General features: G+C 73.4%; 11 protein-coding genes. 9 read left to right on the top strand and 2 right to left on the bottom strand.

What is annotated here, in order from left to right:
• The first annotated feature begins 1 nt into the window (after nt 1).
• The 4 genes from ACGFIZ_RS17305 to ACGFIZ_RS17290 all read left to right on the top strand — a co-directional run bounded on the left by ACGFIZ_RS17305 (nt 2) and on the right by ACGFIZ_RS17290 (nt 4,381).
• Complete coding sequence (locus ACGFIZ_RS17305; protein ID WP_393420298.1) at nt 2-1,282, top strand: ABC transporter permease; 1,281 nt, start codon at nt 2-4, stop codon at nt 1,280-1,282.
• Between the two features lie 183 nt (nt 1,283-1,465).
• Complete coding sequence (locus ACGFIZ_RS17300) at nt 1,466-2,173, top strand: cytidine deaminase (protein ID WP_393420296.1); 708 nt, start codon at nt 1,466-1,468, stop codon at nt 2,171-2,173.
• A gap of 134 nt (nt 2,174-2,307) precedes the next feature.
• On the top strand, nt 2,308-3,588 hold the full coding sequence (locus tag ACGFIZ_RS17295; RefSeq protein ID WP_393420294.1) for a thymidine phosphorylase: 1,281 nt from the start codon (nt 2,308-2,310) through the stop codon (nt 3,586-3,588).
• A 112-nt stretch (nt 3,589-3,700) separates the two neighbouring features.
• Nucleotides 3,701-4,381, top strand: a complete 681-nt coding sequence (locus tag ACGFIZ_RS17290; RefSeq protein ID WP_393420292.1) for a DUF4272 domain-containing protein — start codon at nt 3,701-3,703, stop codon at nt 4,379-4,381.
• Nucleotides 4,382-4,409: 28 nt separating this feature from the next.
• Here the strand turns inward: ACGFIZ_RS17290 and ACGFIZ_RS17285 are convergent, their stop codons facing one another.
• Nucleotides 4,410-5,519, bottom strand: a complete 1,110-nt coding sequence (locus ACGFIZ_RS17285) for a putative RNA methyltransferase (RefSeq protein WP_393420398.1) — start codon at nt 5,517-5,519, stop codon at nt 4,410-4,412.
• Nucleotides 5,520-5,612: 93 nt separating this feature from the next.
• On the opposite strand from ACGFIZ_RS17285, the gene ACGFIZ_RS17280 reads away from it, so the two are divergent.
• Nucleotides 5,613-6,689 (top strand): adenosine deaminase, encoded by a 1,077-nt coding sequence (locus tag ACGFIZ_RS17280; protein ID WP_393420289.1) that lies wholly within the window; start codon nt 5,613-5,615, stop codon nt 6,687-6,689.
• Here ACGFIZ_RS17280 and ACGFIZ_RS17275 read toward each other — a convergent pair whose 3' ends face one another.
• A complete protein-coding gene (locus ACGFIZ_RS17275) occupies nt 6,690-7,295 on the bottom strand; it encodes a uridine kinase (RefSeq protein ID WP_393420287.1) in 606 nt (201 codons plus the stop codon). It abuts the gene before it with no gap.
• A 194-nt stretch (nt 7,296-7,489) separates the two neighbouring features.
• Between ACGFIZ_RS17275 and ACGFIZ_RS17270 the strand changes: the two genes are divergently transcribed.
• From ACGFIZ_RS17270 to ACGFIZ_RS17255, 4 genes are all read left to right on the top strand, one after another.
• Complete coding sequence (locus tag ACGFIZ_RS17270) at nt 7,490-11,017, top strand: nitrate- and nitrite sensing domain-containing protein (RefSeq protein WP_393420285.1); 3,528 nt, start codon at nt 7,490-7,492, stop codon at nt 11,015-11,017.
• Complete coding sequence (locus tag ACGFIZ_RS17265) at nt 11,014-11,418, top strand: roadblock/LC7 domain-containing protein (RefSeq protein WP_393420283.1); 405 nt, start codon at nt 11,014-11,016, stop codon at nt 11,416-11,418. The genes ACGFIZ_RS17270 and ACGFIZ_RS17265 overlap by 4 nt, the downstream gene beginning before the upstream one ends.
• 101 nt (nt 11,419-11,519) lie before the next feature.
• The gene (locus ACGFIZ_RS17260) at nt 11,520-11,897 is read left to right on the top strand and encodes a DUF742 domain-containing protein (protein ID WP_393420281.1); all 378 of its coding nucleotides are present in this window, start codon (nt 11,520-11,522) and stop codon (nt 11,895-11,897) included.
• Between the two features lies 1 nt (nt 11,898).
• Nucleotides 11,899-12,492: an ATP/GTP-binding protein gene (locus ACGFIZ_RS17255; RefSeq protein ID WP_393420279.1), complete on the top strand. Its 594-nt coding sequence runs from the start codon at nt 11,899-11,901 to the stop codon at nt 12,490-12,492.
• The last annotated feature ends 24 nt before the right edge of the window (nt 12,493-12,516 follow it).

Here is a 12,516-nt window from a genome sequence, read left to right as displayed (position 1 = left end):
GATGTCCACCACCGCTGTTCCCGAGGTCGCCGTCGCCACGGTCGCCGAGGGCTTCTGGACCCGCAACCGCAGGGTCGGCGCGGTCCTGCTGGCGTTGGGCGTGCTCGCCACCGTCCTCTTCGGCGCGCTCGCCACCGACCAGCAGGCCCGGTTCACCCTGAGCGAGACCGAGGGTGGCGCGGCGCTGGAGATCAACGGCACCGTCGGCGCGATCCTGTTCGGGGTCGTCGCCGCGGCGGCCGGCGCCGCCCTGCTGGCCGGGGTGCCGAAGCGCTGGTTCACCGTCGTGCTGGGCGTCGGGCTGGTCGCGTTCGTCCTGTCGTTCCTGTGTTGGCAGGTCTCCGCCGCGCCGGCCGGACGCAACTTCATGCCGCTGGTCAACATGGTGCGGGGCACGTTCATCCTGGCCCTGCCGCTGATCTTCGGCGCGCTGGCCGGCGTGCTGTGCGAGCGCTCCGGCGTGGTCAACGTGGCCATCGAGGGTCAACTGCTGATGGGGGCGTTCAGCGGGGCGCTGTTCGGCAGCCTCTCCGGCAACGTCTGGGTCGGCCTGGTCGCCGCCGCGATCGGCGGCGCGTTCATCTCGCTGCTGCTGGCCGTCTTCGCCATCCGCTACCTGGTCGACCAGGTCGTGATGGGCATCGTGCTGAACCTGCTCGCGGTCGGCGTCACCGGCTTCCTCTACGAGCGGCTGATGCAGACCGACGCGCAGAGGTACAACTCCGCGCCCCGGTTCAGCAACTGGGAGATCCCGCTGCTCAAGGACATCCCGGTGCTCGGGCCGGCGCTGTTCCGCAGCAACATCTTCCTCTACGTCGGCCTGCTGCTGGTGCTGGTCATCCACATCGCGCTGTTCCGCACCCGGTGGGGGCTGCGCACCCGGGCCGTCGGCGAGCACCCCACCGCCGCCGACACCCTCGGCGTACGGGTGCTCGGGCTGCGCTACCGCAACGTCCTGCTCGCCGGCGTGGTCGCCGGGATCGGCGGCGCTTCCTACACGTTGGCGCTGTACTCGTTCACCAAGAACATGATCGGCGGCAAGGGCTTCATCGCCCTGGCCGCGCTGATCTTCGGCCGGTGGAGCCCGACGGGCGCCCTGCTCGCCGCGCTGTTCTTCGGCTTCGCCGACCAACTCGCCACGTACCTCGGGGCCATCGGCAGCAGCATTCCGAGCCAGTTCCTGGCCATGCTGCCGTACCTGGCGACGATCCTGGCGGTGGCGGGGCTCGTCGGCAGGGTCCGGGCCCCCGCCGCCGACGGCAAGCCGTACATCAAGGGCTGATGCTGCTTCCCGGTACCGTGCCCGGCGGGTCTGCTCGCCGGGCGACCGCCCCGTCGGCGTCCACCTGACGCCCGGCGGGGCGGTCTTTTGTTCGCCCGGTTCCCTCGCCCGGTCGCGGTGGCGCCGGCTGCGGCCACCAGTCCCCTGCGGCGGGCGAGCCGGATAATTGGGCAGAATGACGGGATGACCGACATCGACTGGGCGCGGCTACGGGCCGCGGCCACCGAGGTGATGCGGCACGCGTACGTGCCGTACTCGAAGTTTCCGGTCGGGGCTGCCGCCCTGGTCGACGACGGCCGGATCGTGACCGGCTGCAACGTCGAGAACGCCGCGTACGGGGTGGTGCTCTGCGCCGAGTGCGGAGTGGTCTCCTCCCTGCACGCCACCGGCGGCGGTCGCCTCGTCGCGCTCTCCTGCGTCGACGCCACCGGCGAGCCGCTGATGCCGTGCGGCCGGTGCCGGCAGCTGCTCTGGGAGCACGGCGGCCCGCAGTGCCTGGTCGAGGCCAAGGGCGGCCCGCTCGCCATGACGGAGCTGCTCCCGCACGCCTTCGACGTGGCCGATCTGGAGGCCGTCACCAGGGAACAGCCGGTTCCCGTGGTGCCGGACCGGCTGGCCGCCTGGCGGGGGCGCGGCACGGTGTTCGTGCACCCGGACCTGTCGGCGGGGCAGCAGGTCTGGACGGCGTACTGGGAGCGGTCGGCCGGGGACACCGAGGACGCCGAGACCGGGGTGCTGGAGGAGGGGCCGAGCTGGGGCGACCCGGCCGAGGCGATCGCCTGGGGGCACGCCCGTACCCCGCGGGTGGTGGTGGTCGACGCCTCGGGCACCATCTTCTGGGCCGGCGAGGGGGAGCCGCCGTTGGAGATCCCGATCCGCTGGGGTGGCTGAGCTTTGGGGCCGGGGCCGACCGCGCCCGGCTCCGGGCGGTCAGGCTTGATCCCTCCGCCGGGCGCGGTCGGCCCCGGCCCGTCGTGGTCCCGGCCGCGGGTCGGCGCCTGCCATACGACTAGGAAGATCTTTCGATGAGTGCTTTCACGGCGGTTGACGTCATTCGGACCAAGCGGGACGGGCGGGTGCTCAGCGACGGGCAGATCGACTGGGTGGTCGACGCGTACACCCGGGGGCTGGTCGCCGACGAGCAGATGTCCGCGCTGGCCATGGCGATCCTGCTGCGCGGGATGAGCGCGCCGGAGATCGCCCGGTGGACCGCCGCGATGATCGCCAGCGGGGAGCGGCTCGACCTCTCCGCGGTGGACCGGCCGACCGTCGACAAGCACTCCACGGGCGGTGTCGGTGACAAGATCACCCTGCCGCTCACCCCGCTGGTGGCGGCCTGCGGCGGCGCGGTGCCGCAGCTGTCCGGGCGCGGCCTCGGCCACACCGGCGGCACGCTGGACAAGCTGGAGTCCATCCCGGGCTGGCGGGCCGCGCTGAGCAACGACGAGTTCATCCGCCAGCTGCGCGAGGTGGGCGCGGTGGTGTGCGCGGCGGGCGCGGGTCTCGCCCCGGCCGACCGGAAGCTGTACGCGCTGCGCGACGTCACCGGCACCGTCGAGGCGATCCCGCTGATCGCCAGCTCGATCATGAGCAAGAAGATCGCCGAGGGCACCGGCGCGCTGGTGCTCGACGTGAAGGTGGGCTCCGGCGCGTTCATGAAGTCCGTGGACGACGCCCGCGAGCTGGCCCGAACCATGGTCGAGCTGGGCGGGGCGCACGGCGTGCGGACGGTCGCCCTGCTCACCGACATGTCCACGCCGCTCGGCCTGGCCGTCGGCAACGCGGTCGAGGTGACCGAGTCGGTGGAGGTGCTGGCCGGTGGAGGCCCCGCCGACGTGGTGGAGCTGACCCTGGCGCTGGCCCGGGAGATGCTCGACGCGGCCGGGCTGCCGGACGCCGACCCGGAGGCCGCGCTGCGCGACGGCCGGGCGATGGACGCCTGGCGGCGCATGATCCGGGCGCAGGGCGGCGACCCGGACGCCCCGCTGCCCACCGCGAACGAGGTCGAGGTGGTCCGCGCCGACGCGGACGGCTTCGTCGAGTCCGTCGACGCGTACGCGATCGGGGTGGCCGCCTGGCGGCTGGGCGCCGGCCGGGCCCGCAAGGAGGACCCGGTGAGCTTCCCGTCCGGGGTGGTGCTGCACAAGCGCCCCGGGGACCCGGTGCGCGCCGGCGAACCCCTGTACGAGCTGCGGGCGGAGCACGTCACCCGGATCCCGGCGGCACTGGCGGAGGCGGGCCGCGCGGTGCGGATCTCGCCGACGGCCCCGGCGGTGTCGCCGCTGGTCGTCGAGCGGATCGGCTGAGTCGGCCGGAGCCGCCGATGCCCATGGTGCGCGCGCCGCTGCGACCCGCTATTGTCGCAGGCCAAGGGGGGATGATCGGCGCCGAGCCGATGCGACTGACAGGGATGTGAGCGTGCGCGTACCCGCCCCCGACCCGCGAGAGGTCCGCGAGGCCAGCCTGGACGAGTTGTCCCGGCTGGGACTGCCCCTCCCCCCGAGCCAGTTCCCCCTGGTGTGGGAGCCGGGCGACGAGATCGAGCTGCGGCCGACCGCCGAGATCGAGGCCCGGATCGCCGTGCTGCACCTGATCCTGGCCCGCTGCTTCGGCATGCCGCCGCAGGCGGCGATGAGCTGGCTGCTCGGCTCGCGCCTGGTCGACTCGGTCACGCCGCCCGAGTGGCAGTTCGTGACGGGCGGCCGGGGCGACCACCGGTCGTTCGTGCTGCACCACGACGCGCTCTTCGCCCTGGCGTGGGTGCTCGGCCTGACCAAGCAGCTCGACCCGACGCTGCCCGTGGACGACCGGTTGGTGGAGCGGCTGCCGCAGATCGCCGCGGGGGAGACCTTCCAGCAGTGGCGCGCGCGCATCCTCGCCGCGCCCCAGCACCCGGCCGACGCGGCGGCGCTGCTCGACCTGCACTACTGCCTCGACTGGGCGTACCTGGAGCTGGAGCGGGCCGGACGCAGGCTGCCCGGCCTGATCGACGCGAACGCGATCGGCCAGCGCCGGTGGGCGCTGGAGTGGGCGGTGGTTCTGCGCGGGCCGTACCACGACGAGCCGCCGGGGTGGGAAGAGGTCGACCTGTCCACCTGACCGGCGCCGCCGGCGTGCCGGGCGCCGCTCAGCGGGGGCGGTGGGTGCCGAGCCGGACCGCGAGGGTCACCCCGACCGGTTCGGTCAGCGCCGCGATCCGGGCGGCGAGCACGGCCGGGTTGGCGTGCCAGGCACTCGGCCCCATCCCGACCAGGGTCGCGACCTCCGGCCGGGTCAGCTCCAGCCGGGACCGGAGCACCGTCGTGGCGACCGGGTCGAAGTGCTCGCCCAGGCTGCCCGCCACCCGGTCGGCCTTGGCGGGATCCACCCGGAGCAGACCGAGCGCGTCGACCAGTTCGGTGAGGTGGTCCTCGGCGGGGGTGACCACCAGCAGTGCGCCGGCCGGGTGCAGCACCCGGCGGAACTCCGCGCCGTTGCGCGGGGCGAAGACGTTGAGCAGCACGGCCGTGGACGCGTCGGCCAGCGGCAGCCGTTGCCAGGTGTCCGCGAGCGCCGCCGCCGCCCGCGGGTGGGCCCGGGCGGCCCGGCGCAGCGCCGGCTTGGAGACGTCCAGGGCCAGGCCCACGGCGTCCGGCAGCGCCGCCAGCACCGCCGCGAGGTGCCGCCCGGTGCCCGCGCCGGCGTCCACCACCAGGGGGTACGCCCCGACGGGCCGGTCGGCGCCGGTGCCGTCCCCGCTTCCCCCGCCGGTGGTCGGCCTGCTGGTGGTTGGTGCGCCGGCGGTTGGCGCGTCGGTGGGCATGCCCTGCTCCGGGCCCTTTGCTCTGCACCCGCATCCGCAGCGGTCACCCTCCGTCACCGCTGCATCGATGGGTGCAGAGCAAAGGGGACGCAGGGGGGAGGTCGCCTCGGCGGGCGTCGTCACCTCGGGTGACCGGCCGCCAGCGGAGCCGGCCGCTGCCAGCCGGCGGACCGCGTCGGTCGCGGCGTCGGCCAGCGCCGCGGAGACGAGGTCGTAGTGGCCGGCGGCCAGGAAGTCGGCGCGGGCGGCCACCATCTCGGCGGTGTCGCCGATGTGCGGGGCGCGGCCGGCGAGCAGGTTGACGTACCCCTGACGGGCCACGTCGAAGCTGTGCCGGCGGGGACAGCGCAGCGCCCGGGCGGTCCCGGCGGCGGCCTCGGCGAGCGGTTCGGCGCAGACCGGGCAGCGCAGCCGGTGCACGACGCGGGGATCCATCACCGGGGTCACCGTACCGGCCGGCCCGTCACACGCCGACGACGCCACGGACGGCGTCCGTGACCACGTGGCGTGGCGGACTAGTGTCTGGGCATGGTCGCAATCTCATACGAGGACATCGTCAAGGTCCCGAAGGCGTTGCTGCACGACCACCTCGACGGCGGCCTGCGGCCGGCGACGGTCGTCGAGCTGGCCGCCGAGGTCGGCCACGAGCTGCCCACCGGCGACGCGGAGGCGCTCGGCCGCTGGTTCGTCGAGGCGGCGAACTCCGGCTCGCTGGAGCGCTACCTGGAGACGTTCGCGCACACGGTGGGGGTCATGCAGACCGCGTCCGCGCTGCGCCGGGTGGCCCGCGAGTGCGCGCTGGACCTGGCCGCCGACGGCGTCGTGTACGCCGAGGTGCGGTTCGCCCCGGAGCAGCACCTGGAGCGCGACCTGACCCTGGACGAGGTGGTCGAGGCGGTCGTCGCCGGGTTCACCGAGGGCGCGGCGCTCGCCGCCGAGGCCGGCACCCCGATCCGGGTCGGCACGCTACTCACCGCGATGCGGCACGCCGCGCGGTCGCAGGAGATCGCCGAGCTGGCGGTGCGGCACCGGGACGCCGGGGTGGTCGGCTTCGACATCGCCGGCGCGGAGGCCGGCTTCCCGCCCACCCGGCACCTGGACGCCTTCGAGTACCTCCAGCGGGAGAACTTCCACTTCACCATCCACGCGGGCGAGGCGTTCGGGCTGCCGTCGATCTGGCAGGCCATCCAGTGGTGCGGGGCCGACCGGCTCGGCCACGGGGTGCGCATCGTCGACGACATCACCCCCGGCGGGCGGCCCGCGCTCGGCCGGCTGGCCGCGTACGTCCGCGACAAGCGGATCCCGCTGGAGCTCTGCCCCTCGTCGAACGTGCAGACCGGTGCCGCCCCGTCGATCGCCGAGCACCCCATCGGGCTGCTGCGCGACCTCCGGTTCCGGGTGACGGTGAACACGGACAACCGGCTGATGAGCGGCACCTCGATGTCCCGGGAGATGGCGCTGCTGGTGGAGGCCTTCGGCTACGGCTGGAAGGAACTCCAGTGGTTCACCATCAACGCGATGAAGAGCGCGTTCATCCCCTTCGACGAGCGGCTGGAGATCATCGACGAGGTGATCAAGCCGGCGTACGCGAAGCTGCTCGGCTGATCAGGAGCGCCACAGGTGGCCGGCGAGCAGGTCGGCCACCCGGCGCAGCAGTTCGCCGGCCCCGAGCGGGTGGGCGCCGAGGCCCGCCTGGCGGCGCAGCACCGCGGGCTCGTCCCGCAGCAGGGCGAGCCCCCGCCGGACCAGCACCCGCGGCGCCTTGCGCTGCTCGGCCAGATCGCGGGCCAGCCGTCGCAGGAAGGTCGCGCCGCGCGGGCGGCGCAGCGCGTACGCCCCGGCGAGCACGCCCCGGCGCCGGCACTCCTCGACGATCTCGGCGGCGAAGATTCCTTCGGCGACGAAAAGTGGCGATCCGGTGACGTCGAATGGCCGGGTGGCCACCCGGCGATCCGCGCCGATCGCGTAAACCGGCACTTCGGCCTTGCCGTCCCTGGCCAGTCGGGCGATCGTCGCCACGGCGGCCTCGGCGTCCCACGACTGCGGTGAGTCCCAGTCGACCAGACCGTCCCGGCGCGGCAACGAAGGGTCGTCGCCGTCCTTGTAGAAGTCGTCGAGGCAGAGAACGGGCAGGCCAGTCCGCCGGGCGAGGTACGACTTGCCGGAGCCGGAGGGGCCGGCGAGTAGGACGACGTGGTGCGGGGTATTCATCACTGTAAGTGACTCCGGCCGAGACTGATTGCGAGCAAATTGCGTCAACATCTCATCACACCGTCCGCGACGGCCAACCTGGGCTTTCTCTTTGCAGGGCGGCGTGATGGAATCTCGGAGGTCCGACCCGACGGGTCGGTTGCTGAGCGTTGCCCGGAGCAACGCGCGGACGCTGTGATCGCGAGGGCGGTGACGTGAGCAAACGGCCGAAGACGGCGGGCTTCCTGTCGCGACTGCGTCGGCCGACCGGCCGGCTCCGCGACATGCCGATCTGGTCGAAGCTCGGCCTCATCATGATCATGCCGACCATCGCCACGGTCGTGGTGGGCACCAGCGGCATCGTGGACAACCTCGACACGCTCGGTAACGCCAACCGCTCCGGTGACCTGGCCGGCCTCGTCGGCTACTCCGGCGATCTCGTCAACAGCCTCCAGGACGAGCGCACCTCCGCGGTGCTGCTCCTGGGCTCCGCGTCCGGCCAGGCCCGGGAGCAGTATCAGGAGGCGTACAACCGGGTGAACTCCCGGGTCGACCAGGCCAAGAACCCGTACCTGCGGCAGCGCGCCGACATCCAGGGGCTCCCGCGCAGCCTGGAGAGCCTGCTCGACGGGATCGACCAGAACCTGAGGGACCTGCCCGCCACGCGCAGCCAGGTCTTCAGCGGCAAGCTGAAGATCGCCGACGCGATGCAGGCGTACGAGGGTCTGATCAACGACCTGCTCGCCATCCGCGACTCCGCCACCCAGCTCGCCGGTGACAACGACCTGAGCGACCGGATGCGGGCCGCCGCCGCCGTCGCCCGGGAGAAGGAGTACCTCTCGGTCCGCCGGGTCGTGGTGCACCGGGCGCTGATCCAGCGGGAGCTGGCTCCCGTCCTGCGCACCGACTACATCGCCAGCGGCACCGGCCAGCAGCAGGCTCTGCAGAGCTTCAAGGCGGTGGCCAGCCAGGCCGAGGTGGACCTGCACGACCAGACGGTGGCCGGCGGCGACCGGCGTGAGGCCCAGAACTACACCGGCTGGATCGACGGCAACATCGACGGCAGCATGGCCGGCGCGCCCTTCGGCCCGGACCAGTGGGACGCGGCCATGGTGGCCAACGCCAAGCTGATCCGCGCGGTCGAGGTCAAGCTGGACGGCGACGTGGTCCGCCAGGCCGACGAGCTCCGCGCCGACGTGCAGCGGACGGTGTTCCTCCAGACCGGCGTGCTGCTCAGCATGCTGCTGCTGGCCATCCTGTTCGCGTACCTGGTCGCCCGGTCCATGGCCCGTTCGCTGCGCGACCTGCGCCAGGGCGCGCTCAACATCGCCCAGTACGGCCTGCCCCAGGCCGTCGCCCGGCTGCACGACCCGCAGGTCTCCAACCAGCTCTCCCCGGTCCAGGTGGCCAACCAGATCGCCGAGCCGCTGGCGGTGCGCAGCAAGGACGAGTTCGGGCAGGTGACCGAGGCGTTCAACGCGGTCCACCTGGAGGCGGTGCGGACGGCGGCCGAGCAGGCCGCGCTGCGCGCGTCGGTCGCGACCATGTTCGTCAACCTGGCCCGCCGGTCGCAGATCCTCGTCGACCGGCTGATCGGCCACCTCGACCGGCTCGAGCGCGGCGAGGAGGACCCGGACCGGCTGGCCGAACTGTTCCAGCTCGACCACCTCGCCACCCGGATGCGCCGCAACGACGAGAACCTGCTGGTCCTCGCGGGCGCCGACTCGACCCGCGTGCGGCGCGAGCCGGCGGCGCTGATCGACGTGCTCCGGGCCGCCCAGTCCGAGGTCGAGCACTACACCCGGATCGAGTTCGGAGTGATCGACCGGGACATCGAGGTCGCCGCGCACGCGGTCAACGACCTGGTCCACCTCGTCGCCGAGCTGTTCGACAACGCCACCGCCTTCTCCCCGCCGGACTCCCAGGTGGTGGTGGAGGCCCGGCGGGTCGGCGACCGCGCCTCGCTCTACGTGGAGGACCGGGGCATCGGCATCAGCGCCGACCAGATGGCGGAGCTCAACGAGCGCCTCGCCACACCGCCGCAGGTGGACGTGGCGGTCTCCCGGATGATGGGTCTGGTCGTGGTCGCCCGGCTGGCCTCGCGGCACGGCGTCAAGGTCGAGCTGCGGCCCGGCACCGACCGGGGCACCGTCGCCGACGTCACGCTGCCCACCGCCGTGCTGGTGCCCCGGGCGCTGTCCGGCCGGACCCAGCACGCACCCGCGCTGCCCGCGTCCGGCCCGCAGTCGGGCGCGACGCCGACCCTGGGCGCCTTCGCGGCCTTCGGCAACAGCTCGACGTCCGCGCCGACGTCCCGGCCCGGACACTCCGGCAACCAGGTGACGCTGGGCGGGCGGTCGTTCGACCCCGCCCCGCGCAACGGCCACGGCTCGTCCGCCGCGGCCGGCCCGGTACGGTCGATGCCGGCCTGGTCCGACCTGACCGGGGCCGCCGGGACCGCCGGCGGCGACGTCCACGTCCCGCGGGTCGCCAACGGTCAGCCGGGCGACCCGCTGCCGCAGCGGCGCGCCGGTGACGGCGACGCGGGGCCCGGCGGGCAGCCGCTCATCCCGCGGCAGCTGCCCAGCAGCCCGGAGGCCCGGGGCTGGACCCCGCCGCCCGTCTCCGCGCCGCCGGTCTCCGGCATCCCGGTCTCGGCCCAGCCCGTCTCCGGCCACCCGGTCTCGGGTCAGCCCCATCCGGGTTACCCCGTCTCGGGTCAGCCGTACTCGGCGCCCGTCTCGGGTCAGCCGTATCCGGCCCGGCCGGTCTCGGGTCAGCCGTACTCGGCGCCCGTCTCGGGTCAGCCGTATCCGGCCCGGCCGGTCTCCGGTCAGCCGTACTCGGCGCCGGTCTCCGGTCAGCCGCTGCCCACCCGGCCGGTGTCGTCGGCCCAGGCGCCGCCCGCCTGGCCGCCGGTGGCCGTGCCGGAGCGGGAGCCGGCCACTCCGCCGGTGCCCGAGCGCCTCGCCGCCGCCCTGGACATGACCACCGAGCTGCCGCGCGTCCCGCGTACCGACCTGTCGGCCGCGCCGACGGCCCCGCCCGCGCCGGCCCCAGCGGCCCCGCAGGGGCAGCAGCAGCAGCCGCAGCAGCGGTACGTGGACGAGACGATGGAGCTGCCGATCTTCCGGGAGCTCGAGTCGGCCTGGTTCCGTACCCGCCGACCGGCCCCGGAGGAGGCGGCCGGGGCCGCGGAGGCCCCGGCGGCGACCCAGCGGTTCGCCGCGGGCGACGCCAGCGGTCAGGCCGCACCGACAACAGCACCCGGCACGACAGGTAACGCACCGATGGCAGAAACACCGACGGCCGGAGGAATGTCCCGCGACAGCGGGCTGACACCCGGTGGCGGCATCCACCCCGGACAGACCGACGCCACATCCGGCCGGCGGTCCCCGCAGCAGCTCGGCGGCTGGGAGACCGCGGCCGACGACGGATGGCGTGCCGCCTCGGCGGCCACCGAGGTCCCCGTGGCGGAGACCACTCGCAAGGGCCTGCCGAAGCGGGTGCCGATGGCCCAACTCGTGCCGGGCGGGATCGAGAAACCGGCCGCGCCGGTCCAACGCCGGACACCGGAGGCGGTCCGCGGTCTGCTTTCGGCATACCATCGAGGCGTGCAGCGCGGGCGTAGTCAGCCCGACGGCAACCCGACCAACCCGGAGGCGACTCCGGGAGGGCAGCAATCCTCGCAGTCTGGCTCAGGGCCGGTGGCCGGGAGCGGGCAGAAGGAGCAACAAGGATGACAAGTACGCAGGATCTCGGTTGGCTGCTGGCCAACTTCGCCGACCGGGTACCCGGTGTCGCGCACGCGGTCGCCGTCTCCGCGGACGGCCTGCTCCTCGCGGCGTCACGGGATCTCCCGCGGGACCGGGCCGACCAGCTCGCCGCGATCGCATCCGGGCTGGTCAGCCTCACCCAGGGCGCGGCCCGGTGCTTCGAGGGCGGTGCCGTGCTGCAGACCGTCGTCGAGATGGACAATGGCTTCCTGTTCCTGATGTCCATCTCGGACGGCTCCTCCTTCGCCGTACTTGCCGCCCGCAGCTGTGACGTCGGGCAGGTGGGGTACGAAATGGCCCTCCTGGTCGACCGGGTGGGCGACGCGTTGACCCCGCAGCCGCGCGCGGCTATGGGGATGATGGGCTGACCCTCGCGTCTGACCGGTGGGTCAGGCGGAGCAACAACGACAACAAAGACGGGAACCACCGGGGTCAGCCGGTGTCGGGGACGAGGGAGGTGAGCGGCGACATGGTCGATCATGACGAGCCGACCGGGGCGTTGGTCCGTCCATACGCCGTGACCCGTGGCCGTACCCGACCTCGGCTGGACATCGCTCTGGAGGCGCTCGTCGAAACGACGGTGCGCGGCCGGGCCGCTGCCAGTGGCAACGGCGGCCAGGGCCGCGAGCACCAGTACATCGCCGCGCTGTGTGACGGACGCGTGCAGTCGCTCGCCGAGATCGCGGCGCGGATGCAGCTCCCGCTCGGTGTGGCCCGGGTGCTCATCGCCGACATGGCGACTGACGGCCTGGTCGCGGTGCACGAGCCGACCATCCTGGACGACTCCGACGACACGGTGGGCACTGAACTGCTGGAGAGGGTGCTGAGTGGACTTCGCAGGCTCTGACATGTCGCACCGCCAGCCCGCCCCGAGCGGGCGGGTGACGTCGGCGAAGATCGTTATCGCTGGTGGGTTCGGCGTCGGCAAGACGACGCTGGTCGGCTCGGTTTCGGAGATCACGCCGCTGACGACCGAGGCCATCATGACCTCGGCCGGCGTGGGCGTCGACGACACCCGGCAGGTGCCGGGCAAGGCGACGACCACCGTGGCCATGGACTTCGGCCGGATCACCATCGACCGGGACCTGATCCTGTACCTGTTCGGCACCCCGGGCCAGACACGGTTCTGGTTCATGTGGGACGAACTGGTCCGGGGCGCCATCGGCGCGGTGGTCCTGGTCGACACCCGACGGCTGGCCGACTGCTTCGCGGCGATCGACTTCTTCGAGCACCGGAGGCTGCCGTACCTGGTGGCCATCAACTGCTTCGACGGGATGCAGTACCACGACCCGCAGGACGTCCGGGACGCGCTGGCGATCAGCCCGGACATCCCGGTCGTGCCCTGCGACGCCCGCAACCGGGAGTCGACCAAGCACGTGCTGATCTCGCTGGTCGAGTACGTGCTGACGATGCGCCGCTCGCGGGCCGTCACGCCGGCCTGAGTCGTACCGCGGGCGCCCGGTGAC

The sequence above is a fragment of the Micromonospora sp. NPDC048830 genome (assembly GCF_043198215.1).
Lineage (GTDB): Bacteria > Actinomycetota > Actinomycetes > Mycobacteriales > Micromonosporaceae > Micromonospora.
Note: the sequence above shows the minus strand (reverse complement) of the source record. Positions and strands in the feature narration are given on the sequence as shown.